The sequence below is a fragment of the Xenorhabdus kozodoii genome, assembly GCF_002632875.1.
GTDB lineage: Bacteria > Pseudomonadota > Gammaproteobacteria > Enterobacterales > Enterobacteriaceae > Xenorhabdus > Xenorhabdus kozodoii.
In genome coordinates this window covers 20,905-36,700 of sequence record NZ_NJCX01000011.1, presented here as the reverse complement: position 1 = coordinate 36,700, position 15,796 = coordinate 20,905, and the positions used below count along the sequence as shown (strand labels likewise).

The window sequence follows — 15,796 nt, the reverse complement described above, 5'->3', positions numbered from 1 at the left end:
ACAATGCTGTACTTGCCGGATCGTGCGAAGAGTCTGAAACATCACGCAACATCAACGTCTCACTAATGGCGAAACGGCTAATCGAAGTAAAACGGTTCCGGGGCTTTGACCGAACCATAAGCCCATGGAATGACCTGAATTCCGACGTGCTACAGTGGGTGCTGGAAAATGACTGGAAATAACATAACAGCACGCTGCATCACTATTGATTGGGGATCAACCAATTTGCGGGCCTGGCTCTATGAGGGCGATGAGTGTCTGGAAAGCAGGCAGTCCGCAGCGGGAGTCACCCGCCTCAATGGAAAACCCCCGCAAGTGGTGTTAGCCGAAATGACTCAAGGCTGGCGGAATGACAAAACGCCGATTGTCATGGCAGGTATGATTGGTAGTAACGTGGGTTGGAAAACCGTTCCCTATCTGCCGGTTCCCATCCGGTTTTCTGCAATAGGCGAGCAATTAACTCCCGTCGCAGACAATGTCTGGATTATTCCAGGCTTGTGTGTTTCACGTGAGGATAACCATAACGTGATGCGAGGCGAAGAGACTCAATTATTGGGTGCCCATCAGCTTTTTCCTTCTTCTCTTTATGTCATGCCTGGCACTCACAGCAAATGGGTGTTGGCTGACAACCAGCAAATCCATGATTTCCGTACGGTGATGACCGGTGAACTCCATCATTTACTTTTGGATCATTCACTGGTGGGAGCGGGGTTGCCAGAACAACGTGCTTGCCCTGAGGCTTTTAATGCGGGTCTTCAACGGGGAATGGATTCTCCGGCACTTTTGCCGCACCTCTTCGAAGTTCGCGCTTCACACATATTGGGAACCTTGCCACGCGAACATGTCAGTGAATTTTTATCCGGTCTGTTAATTGGCGCGGAAGTGGCGAACATGAGTCACTATTTTGCGGATCAACAGACTATCACCCTCGTTGCCGGACTTTCATTAGCTGCCCGTTATCAGCACGCGTTCAGCGTTATCGGGCGCAATGTCTCTTTGGCAGACGGCGATACCGTTTTTCAGGTAGGCATAAGGAGTATCGCAAATGCAGTGGCAAACCAATCTTCCACTTATCGCCATTCTTCGCGGTATTAAACCCGGCGAGGCACTCGAACACGTCGCTGCGGTCATTAATGCTGGGTTCGATACGGTGGAGATCCCCCTTAATTCCCCACACTGGGAGCAGAGTATTCCGGCCATTGTGAAAGAGTTTGGCGGCCAGGCGCTGGTTGGGGCAGGCACCGTACTGAAACCAGCGCAGGTAGATGTGCTGGCGGAAATGGGCTGCAAACTGATTGTTACCCCGAATACCCACCGCGATGTGATCCGCTGCGCAGTCGCCCATGGTATGACAGTGTGCCCTGGTTGTGCGACGGCCACAGAAGCCTTTACCGCGCTGGAAGCGGGTGCACAGTCATTAAAAATTTTCCCTTCATCGGCATTCGGCCCCGCTTATATCAAGGCATTGAAAGCCGTTTTACCGCCAGACGTGCCTGTTTTCGCCGTGGGCGGTGTCACGCCAGATAATCTGTCCCAGTGGATTAACGCCGGTTGCATTGGCGCCGGTTTAGGCAACGATCTTTATCGTGCCGGCCAATCGGTTGAACGAACCGCACGACAAGCCACCTTGTTTGTTAATGCTTATCGAGAGGCCGTGCAATGAAAATCACTCAATTTACAACCTACCGTTTACCACCACGCTGGATGTTCCTAAAAATTGAAACAGATGAAGGTGTTACAGGCTGGGGGGAACCGGTCATTGAAGGCCGTGCCCGCACGGTAGAAGCCGCAGTGCACGAACTCGGTGAATATTTGATTGGACAAGATCCTGCCCGCATCAATGACTTATGGCAGGTGATGTACCGCGCAGGGTTTTACCGTGGCGGTCCAATTCTGATGAGCGCCATAGCGGGTATCGATCAGGCTTTATGGGACATCAAAGGGAAGGTCCTGGGCGCACCGGTGTGGCAACTGATGGGGGGACTGGTGCGCGACAAAATCAAAGTGTATAGCTGGGTGGGGGGCGATCGTCCGTCGGAGGTGATTGACGGCATTAAGACCTTACGGAAGATCGGTTTTGATACTTTCAAATTAAATGGTTGTGAAGAGTTGGGCATCATTGATGATTCCCGAAAAATTGATGCGGCGGTCAATACCGTAGCGCAAATCCGTGAAGTGTTCGGTAATGAAATCGAATTTGGGCTCGATTTTCATGGCCGGGTTAGCGCACCTATGGCGAAGGTATTAATTAAGGAATTAGAACCGTATCGTCCTCTATTTATTGAGGAGCCTGTGCTGGCGGAACAGGCGGAATATTACCCACGTTTGGCGGCGCAAACCCATATTCCCATTGCGGCAGGTGAGCGTATGTTCTCCCGTTTTGAATTTAAACGGATACTGGAAACGGGCAGCCTGGCAATTATCCAGCCAGATTTATCACATGCGGGAGGAATTACTGAATGTTATAAAATTGCGGGCATGGCTGAATCTTATGATGTTGCGCTGGCACCGCATTGTCCACTGGGGCCGATTGCGCTGGCGGCGTGCCTGCACATCGATTTCATATCACGTAATGCGATATTCCAAGAACAAAGTATGGGTATTCATTACAATAAGGGTGCGGAGTTACTTGATTTCGTAAGAAATAAAGCCGATTTCAGTATGGAAGGTGGTTTCTTTAAGCCATTAATGAAGCCGGGTCTTGGCGTTGAAATTGACGAACCGCAGGTCATTGCGCGCAGCAAAAATGCACCGGACTGGCGCAATCCATTGTGGCGGCATCAAGATGGCTCGATTGCCGAATGGTAATGAGGTCCGTTATTAAATAACTAGGTTAATCATTTCTTCTGCATCCTCTCTTAACGACAGGGCAGAGTGAAGGATTTCACTGTGCCCAATAACGGGAGACAGATTGGCATGAATATTTCAGTAATCACTGCGAAAATCGGGCGTCGGCGCTATCTGACCCTGATCATGATCTTTATTACGGTCGTTATCTGTTATGTTGATCGAGCCAACCTTGCTGTTGCATCAGTAAATATTCAGAAAGAGTTTGGGATCACGAAAACAGAAATGGGCTACATCTTTTCCGCCTTTGCCTGGCTTTATACCCTATGCCAAATTCCCGGCGGTTGGTTCCTCGATCGTGTTGGTTCACGTTTGACCTATTTTATTGCCATTCTTGGCTGGTCGGTGGTGACGTTATTACAGGGCTTTGCCATTGGACGGGTGTCACTTATGGGACTACGCGCCCTGACGGGTATTTTTGAAGCCCCGACATTTCCCACCAATAACCGCATGGTGACAAGTTGGTTTCCTGAACATGAACGTGCCTTTGCGGTTGGCTTTTACACCTCAGGGCAGTTTGTTGGGTTGGCTTTCCTGACGCCATTTCTTATGTGGTTTCAGGAATTAATGGGCTGGCACTGGGTTTTTTTCATGACGGGGGGGATCGGGATTATCTGGTCACTCATCTGGGTTGGTGTTTATCGGTCTCCACGGTTAACCAAAAGTCTTAGTCATGCGGAGCTTGAGTATATCCGCAGTGGAGGGGGGTTGGTAGAGGGTGACTCGCCCGCGAAGAAAGCGGCACGCGACTCCCTGACTATTGCTGACTGGAAATTGGTGTTCCATCGTAAGCTGGTGGGCGTTTATCTGGGGCAATTTGCCGTCGCTTCAACGCTGTGGTTTTTTTTAACCTGGTTCCCGAATTATCTGACTCAAGAGAAAGGAATTACCGCGCTAAAAGCGGGTTTTATGACAACCGTTCCGTTCTTGGCGGCATTTCTCGGCGTACTCCTCTCCGGCTGGCTGGCAGATAAAATGGTACGTAAAGGTTTTTCTTTGGGCGCGGCGCGTAAGACCCCGATTATTTGCGGTTTAATCATTTCCACCTGTATTATGGGCGCCAATTACACCAATAATCCGATAGGGATCACGGTACTCATGGCGCTGGCATTCTTCGGTAACGGCTTTGCATCCATTACCTGGTCACTGGTTTCTTCATTAGCGCCGATACGTTTGATTGGTTTGACCGGCGGCGTTTTTAATTTTGTCGGTGGATTGGGGGGGATCTCTGTACCTCTTGTGATTGGCTATTTGGCTCAGAGTTACGGTTTTGCACCAGCACTGGTTTACATCTCCGTTGTCACCCTGATGGGGGCACTTTCCTATATCTTTCTTGTGGGAAAGGTGACACGTGTAGGCTAATCGACCCTAGTGCACCAATGATATTTCATAAATAGATAAATAAGTTATTGAGAGTTGATATCCGAGGGGTTTGGAATGATAACGCTGGAAATTTGCTGTTATAGCATCAATTGTGCCTTGGTCGCACAAAAGGCGGGAGCTGATCGCATCGAATTATGTGCAAGTCCGTCGGAAGGCGGGGTAACGCCGAGTTTCGGGGCGTTGCAGCACGCGCGACAGCGTTTATCAATTCCTGTGCATCCTATTGTACGGCCAAGAGGGGGGGATTTTTGTTATAGCAATACTGATTTCGAAGTGATGAAAAATGATGTTGCCCGTATCCGTGATATGGGGTTTCCTGGTGTCGTTTTTGGCATGCTAACTGAAGAAGGCCATATCGATCGGCTTCGCATGAGGCAATTGATCTCATTGTCAGGCAGTATGGAAATCACTTTTCATCGCGCCTTTGATATGTGTTTCAATCCCCATGTTGCGTTGGAGCAACTGACAGGGCTTGGTATCAAACGCATTTTGACGTCAGGCCAGCAACAAAATGCTGAATTGGGTTTGCCTCTGTTAAAAGAATTGTTACAAACCAGCCAAGGGCCGATCATTATGGCCGGGGCGGGTGTCAGAATGAGTAATATCAGTAAGTTTCTGGAAATTGGCATAACGGAAGTTCATAGTTCAGCCGGCAAGATAGTGCCTTCTTCCATGAAATATCGAAAAGCTGGTGTGACGATGAGTTCTGACGATCGTGATGTGGATGAGTATGCTTATCATTGTGTCGATGGGCAATTAGTTGAATCGATGAAAGGGGTGATCAGTTTGGTTCAACGGAAAAACTAAAATCCCCAGTGACGTCGTTAACTATGTCACTGGGGAGCAAAGTGGCAATCTAAAAGATCAAGAGAAAAATTAGGGCTTGCGGGCAATAAGGGCCGCCCGTAGTGGCGCCGGGTAGCCTTCTATTGTTTTGCCGTGATCGTTTGGGTCAAGAAAATCGATCAGCGACTCAGTGCGCATCCATTCTGTCTGGCGTTGTTCATCTAAGGTTGTGACCGCCTGATCAACAATTCTGACATCAATAAAACCACATTTTTCCAACCAAACTTTCAGCATTCTGGCAGACGGAATAAAGTAGACATTCCGCATTTGAGCATAACGTTCACCTGGGATAAGGCATTGATGCTCGTCACCTTCAATCACCAGACTCTCCAGCACTAATTCACCGCCGGAAACTAGCTGATTTTTCAGTTGGCATAAATGGTCGAGGGGAGAGCGGCGATGATACAGCACGCCCATTGAAAACACCGTATCAAAGGCTGCCAGTTCTGGTAATTGTTCAATGCCTAAAGGCAGAAGATGGGCGCGTTGGTCGTTGCCCAGTAATTTTCTGGTCGCTTCAAATTGGCAAAGGAAAAGCTGGGTTGGGTCAATACCGACAACTAAATGGGCGCCTTCACCCACCATACGCCACATGTGGTAGCCACTGCCACAGCCGACATCAAGTACGGTTTTGCCTTCTAAAGCGGAAATATGGGGAAGGATACGCTCCCATTTCCAGTCAGAGCGCCACTCCGTATCAATTTCCACGCCATACAGTGAGAAAGGTCCCTTACGCCACGGCATCAAGAGCTTCAGGATATTTTGGATACGGGCTTTTTCACCCTTTGATAGCGCTGGCTCATGGTTGGCAATGACGCCATTTTTGAGGTCGAGTTGGTTGGGATGAAGTTCAGGCAGATTCGCCAGAATTTTTACCCATGAATTGAACTGACCATGCAATGAATCTTTCTGCCACTGGCTTAATTGTGCCGGCAAACATTCCAGCCAGTGGCTCAAATGATTTTTGGCGATTAATTGATAAAAGTTACTGAAATCAATCATTGATCAGCCCCTTTTATTGCCAGTAGTGAGCCAAAGTTAAAGCATTGGAACCAGACTTCAACGTGCTGGAATCCTGCTTGTTTGAGGCGTGATTTGTGGGTTTCAACAGAATCTGTCTGCATAACATTTTCCAGCATACTGCGTTTTTGGCTGATCTCCAGTTCACTGTAACCATTAGCTCGCTTGAAATCGTAGTGCATATTGAATAGCAACTCGCCAATGTGATCATCTTCAAAGTTGAACTTTTCCGACAAGACCAAAACACCGCCAGGTTTTAAGCCGGCGTAGATTTTATCCAGCATTTTTTGCCGATCTTCAGGGGGCAGGAACTGTAATGTGAAATTCAAGACGACCATTGATGCATTTTGGATGTCGGTATCAAGAATGTTCTGTTCGATGACGTCAACGGGGATGCTGGCCTTGAAAGCGTCAATGTGGCGGCGGCAGCGTTCGATCATTGCCGGTGAGTTATCGATGGCAATAATACGGCAACCCTCTGTACGAGGACTGGCATTGCTATCTTCGGCACTCATGGCACGGCGGATTGATAATGTGGCGGCGCCAAGGGAACAGCCGAGATCATAAATTTGACTGTCTGGCGTGACAAAACGTCCTGCCAGCATGCCTATCATGGAAATGATATTGGAATAACCGGGAATTGAGCGTTTTACCATATCAGGAAAGACTTCGGCAACACGTTCGTCGAAATTCCAGTCACCTAAATTGGCAATTGGGGCAGAGAACAGGCTGTCCCGTTGATTATGGGGTTCTTGATTTGACATAACAACATTGATTTTGGAAACAATAAGAAGAGGTTATTCTAACAGAATGCAGGAAAAGTCAGAAAGGGGGATAATCAATAGATAAAACCTCAGGCAGTCGTATACCGCCTGAGGTATTGTTCTAATCACCAATATTTGTAGAAAGCCTCTTTCTTGCCATTGAGCTATACAGCAAAATATGCGGGAGGATGTATATAGAGGAAATAGATTATATATAGAGGGAAAAAACCTGCTCCCACGGCAAATAGTAAAGGTTATTAATAATCATTACTATCATTGAGATATAGGTTGCAGCCATACCCATACGTCGCCAGCGTATTTCTCGATGACGCAAGCCAAAGTAGTGTAGTATTCTGCCTGAAAGTAATACTAAGCCACAAATGTGCAGCATCCAAACGGGTGCCCCATTCATCTCCATCATAATCAATAACAACATTGAAATTGGAATGTACTCAACCGCATTACCATGAACCCGAATGGCGGTTTGCAATTCATAAAAACCGCCATCGCCATAGGCTACCTGATATTGCGTTCTCAATTTGACGACATCCAAAGATAGCTTAATGAGCAGTAGTGCGCCTAGTACTATATAAAGCGGGCTAACCATTTTTTAACTCCAATCGCCTAACCAAAAAACGGCCAAATGATGATAAACCTCAAAAAGAAAACTGTCGCTATAAATCATAGTATTTAATACTAAATTCTATGAATGTAACCGGATAACAGAAAATTGTCTTGGCAAGAACGGTGTTATGGCCTTATCTACGGTTAGAATTTCCAGTATAATAACGGCCTTTTTGCCATTCTTTTTTAAAAAAGAACAATGCCAAAATTTCCGCAGCAGAAAGCATAACGAGCTGAGTAAAAGGATATTGTATGCGTACTAATTATTGTGGGCAGTTAAGCCTGGCCCATGAAGGCCAGAAAGTAACTCTTTGTGGGTGGGTAAATCGTCGCCGTGATTTAGGTGGCTTGATCTTCATTGATATGCGAGATCGCGAGGGTATCGTTCAGGTATTTTTTGACCCAGACCAGAAAGAGGTCTTTGCTCAGGCTTCTGAACTGCGTAATGAATTTTGTATTCAAATTACGGGGGTCGTGCGTGCGCGCCCTGATAACCAAATCAACAAAGACATGGTCACTGGCGAAATTGAAGTTTTCGCAGAAAGTTTGATGATTTTCAACCGCTCAGAACCATTGCCACTGGACAGCAACCAGAACAACAGCGAAGAGCAGCGTCTGAAATACCGCTATCTTGACCTGCGTCGCCCTGAGATGTCACGGCGTTTGAAAACCCGTGCAAAGATCACCAGTTTTGTGCGTCGTTTTATGGATGAAGCAGGTTTCATCGATGTTGAAACCCCAATGCTGACTAAAGCAACGCCAGAAGGTGCGCGTGACTATTTAGTGCCAAGCCGTGTTCATAAAGGCGAATTTTATGCACTACCGCAGTCCCCACAACTTTTCAAACAGCTTTTGATGATGTCCGGTTTCGACCGTTATTATCAGATTGTAAAATGCTTCCGCGATGAAGACTTACGTGCCGATCGCCAACCTGAATTTACCCAGATCGATGTTGAAACCTCATTTATGACCGCTGAACAAGTTCGTGAAATCATGGAGAAAATGATCCGCGAATTGTGGCTGGAGGCAAAAGGCGTTGATTTGGGTAGTTTCCCGACCATGACATTCGAAGAAGCTATGCGTCGTTTTGGTTCGGATAAACCCGACTTGCGTAACCCTCTGGAATTAGTGGATATTGCCGATCTGGTTAAAGACGTGGAATTCTCTGTTTTTGCAGAACCGGCAAACAATCCGAAAGGTCGTGTTGCCGCGATTTGTGTACCTGGCGGGGCAGAGCTAAGCCGCAAGCAAATTGATGAGTACGGTAAATTTGTTGGCATCTATGGTGCGAAGGGTTTGGCATGGATGAAAGTTAATGATCGTGCCGCGGGTCTGGAAGGGGTACAAAGCCCGATTGCCAAGTTCCTGTCTGTGGAGGTGGTCGAAGGCCTGTTGTCCCGTACCCATGCACAGGATGGTGATATCCTGTTCTTCGGCGCTGACCAGAAAAATATTGTCACTGATGCGATGGGGGCGCTGCGCCTGAAATTGGGACGCGACTTGAATATCACCGATTTGGCAAGCTGGAAGCCGCTGTGGGTTGTTGACTTCCCCATGTTCGAAGACAACGGGGAAGGTGGCTTGACGGCAATGCACCATCCATTTACTGCTCCGCGCGATATGTCGGCGGCTGAGCTGGAAAGTAACCCAGAATCGGCTACCGCGAACGCTTACGACATGGTTATCAATGGCTATGAAGTGGGTGGGGGGTCTGTCCGTATCCATCGCAATGAAATGCAGCAAGTTGTATTCCGTATTTTGGGTATCAATGAGCAAGAACAACAGGAGAAATTTGGTTTCCTGTTGAATGCGCTGAAATACGGTACGCCACCACACGCTGGTCTGGCTTTCGGCTTAGATCGCCTCGTCATGCTACTGACAGATACTGATAATATTCGTGATGTGATCGCTTTCCCGAAAACAACCGCCGCCGCATGTCTGATGACCGATGCGCCAAGCCCAGCTAGCTCAGCAGCACTGGAAGAACTGGCTATTTCTGTGGTTAAAAAAGAGAGCAAATAATGGCTTATAAGCGCCCTGAATCTGTACTGGTTATGATTTATGCCGTTGACAGCAAAAGGGTGCTGATGCTACAGCGACGGGACGATCCTGAGTTTTGGCAATCCGTGACAGGTAGCCTTGAAAGGGATGAAAAACCGTGTGAAGCGGCGTTACGCGAAGTTCAGGAAGAGATAGGCATTGATATTATCAATGAGGATCTTGAACTGAAAGATTGTCAACGCTGTCTTTATTATGAGATTTTCTCACACTTACGACATCGATATGCTCCAGGGGTAACGCGCAATAAAGAGCATTGGTTCTCTCTGGCGTTACCTGAGGAACGCGAGATTTTGCTGACGGAACATCTGACTTATCAATGGTTAGTTGCGGAAGAAGCAGCTAAATTGACAAAGTCGTGGAGCAATCGGCAAGCAATTGAAGAATTTGTAATTTAGTCTACAAGACGTTTTATCGGAGATATTTTCATGGCAGGTCATAGTAAATGGGCCAATACGAAACACCGCAAGGCAGCACAGGATGCAAAACGCGGTAAGATTTTTACTAAAATTATCCGTGAATTGGTGACGGCTGCACGCTTGGGCGGCAGTGAACCCGATTCTAATCCACGTTTGCGAGCTGCCATTGATAAAGCGCTGTCCAACAACATGACTCGCGATACATTGAATCGTGCGATTGCCCGTGGTGTTGGCAACGATGAATCAGATAACATGGAAACCATCATTTATGAAGGCTATGGCCCTGGTGGTACAGCGGTGATGGTGGAATGCTTAAGTGACAACCGTAACCGTACCGTTTCTGAAGTTCGCCATGCGTTCACCAAAACCGGCGGTAACCTGGGGACTGACGGTTCCGTTTCTTACCTGTTCACCAAAAAAGGGGTTATTTCCTACGCACCAGGCCTGGATGAAGATGCAGTGATGGAAGCCGCGTTGGAAGCAGGTGCTGACGATGTTGAAACTTATGATGATGGTGCGATTGACGTCTATACTACTCCAGAGTCTTTTGGTGAAGTTAAAGACGCGCTGGATGCAGCCGGCTTCAAGGCAGATTCCGCAGAAGTTTCTATGATCCCATCCACGAAAGCGGAACTGGATGCAGAAACTGCGCCTAAATTACTTCGTCTGATCGATATGCTTGAAGATTCTGACGATGTGCAAGAAGTTTATCATAATGGTGAAATCTCTGATGAGGTTGCAGCACAGCTGTAATTGGCATTAATGCCACAGCGTAGAGAAAGTGTTCCTCAAATCAGGGCACTTTCTCTAACGTTTTTACTCATATTACAGGCGAACCGATTTAGGCAAAATTTAAGTGAATAATTCGATATGACGATTATTCTTGGTATTGACCCTGGCTCCAGGGTCACGGGATATGGCGTTATTCGCCAGCAGGGACGACAACTTATCTATCTCGGTAGCGGTTGTATTCGAACAAAAGTCGATGACTTACCCGGTCGTTTGCAGAAGATCTATGCCGGAGTGACTGAAATCATCACCCAATTCCAGCCCACTGTTTTTGCTATCGAGCAAGTTTTCATGGCAAAAAATGCAGACTCAGCCTTGAAATTGGGGCAGGCGCGTGGTGTGGCGATTGTGGCGGCATCTAACCAGTCAATACCGGTATTTGAATATGCAGCCCGTCAGGTTAAACAGACTGTGGTCGGGACGGGCGCGGCTGAAAAAAGCCAGATCCAGCACATGGTACGTTCGATGTTGAAATTGTCTGCTGATCCGCAGGCCGATGCCGCCGATGCGTTGGCGATTGCGATTACCCATTGCCATTTCAGTCAAAATTTACTTCGGGTCGGTAATACGCGACTAAATTTAACGCGGGGCCGCCTGAAATAGTATGTGCTGGATATACGTCCAGCTTTTTTTGTGCTATAAGCTAGCGGAACGATTTATTTTATTTTCAGGGGGTAAACAGTGATAGGGCGTTTGAGAGGAACCGTGTTGGAAAAACAGCCACCGTTGGTTTTATTGGAAACGAATGGTGTCGGTTATGAAGTCCATATGCCAATGACCTGTTTTTATGAACTGCCTGAAATTGGCCAGGAAGCTATCTTATTTACCCAATTTATTGTGCGCGAAGATGCTCAATTATTATACGGGTTTAATGATAAACAAGAGCGGGCGCTGTTTCGTGAACTGATTAAGGTCAATGGCGTTGGGCCTAAATTGGCTCTGGCCATCCTTTCAGGTATGTCTGCCCAACAATTCGTTACAGCGATAGAGCAAGAAGCGATTACTTCATTGGTTAAGTTGCCGGGTGTTGGCAAAAAAACGGCAGAAAGGCTGGTCGTAGAGATGAAAGATCGCTTTAAAGGGCTTAACGGCGATCTGTTTAACCAAGGTAGTGATACTCATTTGCCTGTTGCCACCAAACAAACAAATTCCGCTGCCGATATTGAGGCAGCAGCAGCAGCGCTGGTTTCCCTGGGTTATAAACCACAGGAAGCCAGCCGAATGGTGAGCAAAATCGCTAAACCAGGCGCAGATTGTGAAACCCTTATTCGAGAAGCGCTTCGTGCGGCTTTGTAATCGCAGGAGTTAAGTGATGATTGAAGCTGACCGTCTGGTTTCGGCCGGAATTCTGCAAGATGATGAAGTTGTTGATCGTGCTATTCGGCCGAAGTTTCTGGCTGAATATGTCGGGCAACCCCATGTCTGTGAGCAGATGGAAATTTTTATCCAGGCGGCACGCCAGCGTGGTGATGCACTGGATCATTTATTGATTTTTGGTCCCCCCGGATTAGGCAAAACCACACTGGCCAATATTGTTGCAAATGAGATGGGGGTTAATCTGCGTACCACTTCGGGTCCGGTATTGGAAAAGGCGGGGGATCTTGCTGCCATGCTGACTAACCTGGAGCCGCATGATGTGCTCTTCATTGATGAAATTCACCGTTTATCGCCGGTGGTGGAAGAGATCCTTTATCCTGCCATGGAAGATTATCAGCTAGATATCATGATTGGCGAAGGGCCTGCGGCTCGCTCCATCAAAATTGATCTCCCTCCCTTTACTTTGATTGGCGCGACCACGCGTGCCGGCTCTCTAACTTCACCATTACGTGATCGATTTGGTATCGTACAGCGCCTTGAATTTTACAACGTCGATGATTTGCAGAGTATCGTTTCCCGCAGTGCACGCTATATGGGATTAGATATTTCAGATGATGGCGCCAGGCAGATCGCGATGCGTTCCCGTGGCACTCCCCGTATTACCAATCGGTTATTGCGTCGTGTACGTGATTTTACCCAAGTGAAAGGTAATGGCACGGTTGATAGTCATATTGCCTCCCAGGCCCTTGATATGCTGAGTGTGGATTCAGCCGGGTTTGATTATCTTGATCGTAAGTTGCTGCTTGCCATCATTGATAAATTTATGGGCGGTCCCGTTGGGTTGGACAACTTAGCGGCGGCGATCGGTGAAGAACGGGAAACTATCGAAGATGTGCTGGAACCTTACCTGATCCAACAAGGATTTATTCAAAGAACACCCCGCGGGCGCATTGCAACCCATCATGCATACCGGCATTTTGGATTGAGCAGGGAAAGCGAATAACAACCTTTACATTGTTTGCTTATAACTTTCATCATAAAAAAGGTTATAACTTATCTAAGTTATAACCCTTGTTAGTTTTATTTGGATTGTGACTAAAAAGCAGCAAATTGAAAGGCAAAGGGGATCAATATCAGCTTCTTGCCTTGCTCGTTAAACTCAATGCAAATAACACTGCCGAACAAAGTACAACGGAAGGCCCTGCCGGTGTGTTATAAAATGCCGATAAGGTTAACCCGCCCGTCACAGAAAGCATCCCGACAATAATTGCAAAAGCCGCCATTTGTTCAGGCGTGCGGGAGAAACGACGGGAAGTAGCGGCAGGGATAATTAGCAGGGATGTGATAATTAACGCCCCGACAAATTTCATTGCCAGCCCGATGGTTAGAGCTGTTACTAACATCAGCAGAACACGCAGACGTTGGATTTTTATGCCATCGACAAAAGCCAGATCTTGACTGACTGTCATTGATAACAGGGCACGCCACTGCCATATCAGTAATCCGGTCACAATCGCAACACCCGATGCAATCATCCAGAGATCTTCATAAGTCACAGACAATAAATCGCCAAATAAATAAGCCATGAGATCGACCCTGACACTGGTCATAAAACTAACGACAACCAAACCCAGCGACAGGGAGCTGTGAGCCAAAATGCCTAATAATGTATCAACTGCCAATTGCGGCCGTTTTTCCAGCCAAACTAAAATCGTCGCCAAGATAAGCGTAACCGCAATAACGGCATAAAATGGATTGACATTCAGTAAGAAACCGAATGCAACCCCAAGCAATGATGCGTGTGCCAGTGTATCGCCAAAATAGGACATCCTGCGCCAAACAACAAAAGAACCAAGAGGTCCTGCGGCAATGGCCAAAAAGATACCGGCCAGCCAGCCAGGGAGCAATAACTCAATCATCGACGTGATCCCCCATTATTTTTCAAAATAACTTTTCCTTTAAGGTCATGATGATGATTGTGGTGATGGCGGTAAACTGCCAGTTGTTCTGCACCATGACGCCCAAACATGGCAATGAACTCTGGATGCATTGCCACGACTTCGGGTGTGCCAGAGCAGCAAATGTGTTGATTAAGGCATAAAACTTCGTCTGTTTTCGCCATCACTAAGTGCAGGTCATGGGATACCATAAGTACAGCGCAATCAAGCTCTGCCCTGATTTGATTAATTAAATCGTAAAGTGCCAGTTGCCCGTTGACATCAACACCTTGTGTGGGTTCATCAAGAACCAAAAGCTGGGGTTGGTTAAGTAAGGCTCTGGCAAGTAACACTCGCTGAGTCTCTCCACCAGACAGCTTTTGCATGGGGTGTTCCAGTAAATGAACAGCCTTGACCCGATTTAATACCGCCATGATATCGGCGGGTTTCACATTGGGCCTTAGCAGCATAAAGCGTTTAACAGTCAGGGGCAGGGTGGGATCAAGGTTAAGTTTTTGCGGAACATAACCAATTCTCAGCGCAGGGTTTTGCTCGATAGTGCCCGAAGTGGGTTGGATTAAACCAAGAACGACACGAACCAATGTCGATTTTCCCGCCCCGTTTGGGCCGATTAGGGTCAGAATTTTCCCTTGCTTGAGATTGAATGAGATGTTGTTTAATACCTTGCGGTGACCAAATTCAACGGTAATGTTTTTTAAGGTGATCATAGTTGACAAGTTAAAAGTGTCTTGCAGAATCATTGGAATGTTATAATATAACATTATTCGATTTTCTGCATGGAATATTCATATTATGTTACACAACTCACAGAAATACGCGCATAAATTTTTTCGTAAGGCTGCATTAGCGGCTGTGTTAGTGGCAGGCGCGAGTGGCTCTGCGCAGGCAGATGTTGTCACGTCTATTCGTCCATTAGGTTTTATTGCTGCGGCCATCGCTGATGGTGTGACCAATACTCAGGTACTGCTGCCTGATGGCGCATCTCCACATGATTATGCGCTACGGCCTCTGGATGTACAGAAAATTAATCAAGCTGATTTGGTTGTTTGGATTGGGCCGGATATGGAAACTTTTTTAGCAAAACCGATCGCTAAAATTGAAAGAAATAAACAACTGGCATTGGCTGAATTATCTACCATTAAGCCATTATTATTGAAAAACAGTGAAGTATTAAAGAATAGTGACGAGAATAATGTTCATTATACTGAATCGTATCAGCATAAACATGAGGAAGATCACGAACATCATCATCACGGCGAATATAATATGCATATTTGGCTTTCTCCAGAAATTGCGGAAAAAGCCGCCCAGGCAATCTATGATCAGCTACTTGAGCAGTATCCTCAACGAAAACAGCAATTAGAAGTAAACCTACGTAAATTCAATGGACAGCTTGCACAAACTGATAAGAATATTGCTAATGTTTTAAAGCCCATACGAAGACAGGGCTATTTTGTTTTTCATGATGCATATGGCTATTTTGAAAAACATTACCAATTGGCTCCGTTAGGTGTGTTTACGGTTAATCCTGAAATACAACCTGGCGCGCAGAGATTACACAAAATACGAACACAATTGGTTGAGCAAAAAGCGAAGTGTATTTTTGCTGAACCTCAATTCAGGCCAGCCGTTATTCATGCCGTAGCAAAAGGTACTGATGTGCGTATCGGAATACTTGACCCTTTAGGGAGTGGCATCGCATTGGACAAAGATAGTTATATGAAATTTATAACTCAACTATCGAAACAATACGCGAGCTGCCTGAATTAGT

17 protein-coding genes and 1 pseudogene are annotated in these 15,796 nt (G+C 46.8%); 13 read left to right on the top strand and 5 right to left on the bottom strand.

The genetic code is table 11. The annotated features are described in order from the left end of the window. Positions 1 to 23: 23 nt before the first annotated feature. The 6 genes and pseudogenes from Xkoz_RS22940 to cutC form a co-directional block, all read left to right on the top strand. Positions 24 to 176, top strand: a pseudogene (locus Xkoz_RS22940) (transcriptional regulator); the annotation flags it as partial. Between the two features lie 7 nt (positions 177 to 183). Then, positions 184 to 1,095 carry a 2-dehydro-3-deoxygalactonokinase gene (locus tag Xkoz_RS09135; RefSeq protein ID WP_099141939.1) on the top strand — a complete coding sequence of 304 codons (912 nt, stop codon included), beginning with the start codon at positions 184 to 186 and terminating at the stop codon, positions 1,093 to 1,095. After that, positions 1,046 to 1,663 (top strand): 2-dehydro-3-deoxy-6-phosphogalactonate aldolase, encoded by a 618-nt coding sequence (locus Xkoz_RS09130; protein WP_099141864.1) that lies wholly within the window; start codon positions 1,046 to 1,048, stop codon positions 1,661 to 1,663. Before Xkoz_RS09135 ends, Xkoz_RS09130 begins: the two co-directional genes overlap by 50 nt. Next, positions 1,660 to 2,808, top strand: coding sequence for a galactonate dehydratase (dgoD, locus tag Xkoz_RS09125; protein WP_099141863.1), 1,149 nt, complete (start codon positions 1,660 to 1,662; stop codon positions 2,806 to 2,808). Before Xkoz_RS09130 ends, dgoD begins: the two co-directional genes overlap by 4 nt. Positions 2,809 to 2,916: 108 nt before the next feature. After that, entirely contained in the window at positions 2,917 to 4,209 is a 1,293-nt protein-coding gene (locus tag Xkoz_RS09120) for an MFS transporter (protein ID WP_099141862.1), read from the top strand. A gap of 75 nt (positions 4,210 to 4,284) precedes the next feature. Then, the gene (gene cutC / locus Xkoz_RS09115; protein ID WP_099141861.1) at positions 4,285 to 5,037 is read left to right on the top strand and encodes a copper homeostasis protein CutC; all 753 of its coding nucleotides are present in this window, start codon (positions 4,285 to 4,287) and stop codon (positions 5,035 to 5,037) included. A 69-nt stretch (positions 5,038 to 5,106) separates the two neighbouring features. Here cutC and cmoB read toward each other — a convergent pair whose 3' ends face one another. From cmoB to Xkoz_RS09100, 3 genes are all read right to left on the bottom strand, one after another. Beyond that, positions 5,107 to 6,078: a tRNA 5-methoxyuridine(34)/uridine 5-oxyacetic acid(34) synthase CmoB gene (gene cmoB / locus Xkoz_RS09110; RefSeq protein WP_099141860.1), complete on the bottom strand. Its 972-nt coding sequence runs from the start codon at positions 6,076 to 6,078 to the stop codon at positions 5,107 to 5,109. Next, a complete protein-coding gene (cmoA, locus tag Xkoz_RS09105) occupies positions 6,075 to 6,860 on the bottom strand; it encodes a carboxy-S-adenosyl-L-methionine synthase CmoA (protein ID WP_099141859.1) in 786 nt (261 codons plus the stop codon). The genes cmoB and cmoA overlap by 4 nt, the downstream gene beginning before the upstream one ends. Positions 6,861 to 7,068: 208 nt before the next feature. Next, positions 7,069 to 7,467 (bottom strand): MAPEG family protein, encoded by a 399-nt coding sequence (locus Xkoz_RS09100; RefSeq protein ID WP_099141858.1) that lies wholly within the window; start codon positions 7,465 to 7,467, stop codon positions 7,069 to 7,071. Positions 7,468 to 7,736: 269 nt separating this feature from the next. On the opposite strand from Xkoz_RS09100, the gene aspS reads away from it, so the two are divergent. From aspS to ruvB, 6 genes are all read left to right on the top strand, one after another. Further along, positions 7,737 to 9,506, top strand: coding sequence for an aspartate--tRNA ligase (aspS, locus tag Xkoz_RS09095; protein WP_099141857.1), 1,770 nt, complete (start codon positions 7,737 to 7,739; stop codon positions 9,504 to 9,506). Next, on the top strand, positions 9,506 to 9,940 hold the full coding sequence (nudB, locus tag Xkoz_RS09090) for a dihydroneopterin triphosphate diphosphatase (RefSeq protein WP_099141856.1): 435 nt from the start codon (positions 9,506 to 9,508) through the stop codon (positions 9,938 to 9,940). The genes aspS and nudB overlap by 1 nt, the downstream gene beginning before the upstream one ends. A 30-nt stretch (positions 9,941 to 9,970) precedes the next feature. Beyond that, positions 9,971 to 10,714 (top strand): YebC/PmpR family DNA-binding transcriptional regulator, encoded by a 744-nt coding sequence (locus Xkoz_RS09085; RefSeq protein WP_099141855.1) that lies wholly within the window; start codon positions 9,971 to 9,973, stop codon positions 10,712 to 10,714. A gap of 117 nt (positions 10,715 to 10,831) precedes the next feature. Beyond that, on the top strand, positions 10,832 to 11,353 hold the full coding sequence (ruvC, locus tag Xkoz_RS09080; protein ID WP_099141854.1) for a crossover junction endodeoxyribonuclease RuvC: 522 nt from the start codon (positions 10,832 to 10,834) through the stop codon (positions 11,351 to 11,353). A gap of 78 nt (positions 11,354 to 11,431) precedes the next feature. Further along, entirely contained in the window at positions 11,432 to 12,046 is a 615-nt protein-coding gene (gene ruvA, locus Xkoz_RS09075; RefSeq protein ID WP_099141853.1) for a Holliday junction branch migration protein RuvA, read from the top strand. A gap of 16 nt (positions 12,047 to 12,062) precedes the next feature. After that, positions 12,063 to 13,070 carry a Holliday junction branch migration DNA helicase RuvB gene (gene ruvB / locus Xkoz_RS09070; RefSeq protein ID WP_099141852.1) on the top strand — a complete coding sequence of 336 codons (1,008 nt, stop codon included), beginning with the start codon at positions 12,063 to 12,065 and terminating at the stop codon, positions 13,068 to 13,070. Positions 13,071 to 13,200: 130 nt separating this feature from the next. Here the strand turns inward: ruvB and znuB are convergent, their stop codons facing one another. Together znuB and znuC are read right to left on the bottom strand one after the other, a co-directional pair. Then, positions 13,201 to 13,986 carry a zinc ABC transporter permease subunit ZnuB gene (gene znuB / locus Xkoz_RS09065; RefSeq protein WP_099141851.1) on the bottom strand — a complete coding sequence of 262 codons (786 nt, stop codon included), beginning with the start codon at positions 13,984 to 13,986 and terminating at the stop codon, positions 13,201 to 13,203. Continuing rightward, positions 13,983 to 14,741 (bottom strand): zinc ABC transporter ATP-binding protein ZnuC, encoded by a 759-nt coding sequence (gene znuC / locus Xkoz_RS09060; protein ID WP_099141938.1) that lies wholly within the window; start codon positions 14,739 to 14,741, stop codon positions 13,983 to 13,985. Before znuC ends, znuB begins: the two co-directional genes overlap by 4 nt. A gap of 76 nt (positions 14,742 to 14,817) precedes the next feature. On the opposite strand from znuC, the gene znuA reads away from it, so the two are divergent. Further along, entirely contained in the window at positions 14,818 to 15,795 is a 978-nt protein-coding gene (gene znuA, locus Xkoz_RS09055) for a zinc ABC transporter substrate-binding protein ZnuA (RefSeq protein ID WP_099141850.1), read from the top strand. The last annotated feature ends 1 nt before the right edge of the window (position 15,796 follow it).

What these genes read in the sequence shown, in the direction of transcription:
- znuB (WP_099141851.1), bottom strand. Translation starts at nt 13,986, where the DNA reads ATGATTGAGTTATTGCTCCCTGGCTGGCTGGCCGGTATCTTTTTGGCC.
- Xkoz_RS09120 (WP_099141862.1), top strand. Translation starts at nt 2,917, where the DNA reads ATGAATATTTCAGTAATCACTGCGAAAATCGGGCGTCGGCGCTATCTG.
- cmoB (WP_099141860.1), bottom strand. Translation starts at nt 6,078, where the DNA reads ATGATTGATTTCAGTAACTTTTATCAATTAATCGCCAAAAATCATTTG.
- Xkoz_RS09100 (WP_099141858.1), bottom strand. Translation starts at nt 7,467, where the DNA reads ATGGTTAGCCCGCTTTATATAGTACTAGGCGCACTACTGCTCATTAAG.
- dgoD (WP_099141863.1), top strand. Translation starts at nt 1,660, where the DNA reads ATGAAAATCACTCAATTTACAACCTACCGTTTACCACCACGCTGGATG.
- cmoA (WP_099141859.1), bottom strand. Translation starts at nt 6,860, where the DNA reads ATGTCAAATCAAGAACCCCATAATCAACGGGACAGCCTGTTCTCTGCC.
- cutC (WP_099141861.1), top strand. Translation starts at nt 4,285, where the DNA reads ATGATAACGCTGGAAATTTGCTGTTATAGCATCAATTGTGCCTTGGTC.
- Xkoz_RS09085 (WP_099141855.1), top strand. Translation starts at nt 9,971, where the DNA reads ATGGCAGGTCATAGTAAATGGGCCAATACGAAACACCGCAAGGCAGCA.
- nudB (WP_099141856.1), top strand. Translation starts at nt 9,506, where the DNA reads ATGGCTTATAAGCGCCCTGAATCTGTACTGGTTATGATTTATGCCGTT.
- ruvB (WP_099141852.1), top strand. Translation starts at nt 12,063, where the DNA reads ATGATTGAAGCTGACCGTCTGGTTTCGGCCGGAATTCTGCAAGATGAT.
- ruvC (WP_099141854.1), top strand. Translation starts at nt 10,832, where the DNA reads ATGACGATTATTCTTGGTATTGACCCTGGCTCCAGGGTCACGGGATAT.
- znuA (WP_099141850.1), top strand. Translation starts at nt 14,818, where the DNA reads ATGTTACACAACTCACAGAAATACGCGCATAAATTTTTTCGTAAGGCT.
- Xkoz_RS09130 (WP_099141864.1), top strand. Translation starts at nt 1,046, where the DNA reads ATGCAGTGGCAAACCAATCTTCCACTTATCGCCATTCTTCGCGGTATT.
- aspS (WP_099141857.1), top strand. Translation starts at nt 7,737, where the DNA reads ATGCGTACTAATTATTGTGGGCAGTTAAGCCTGGCCCATGAAGGCCAG.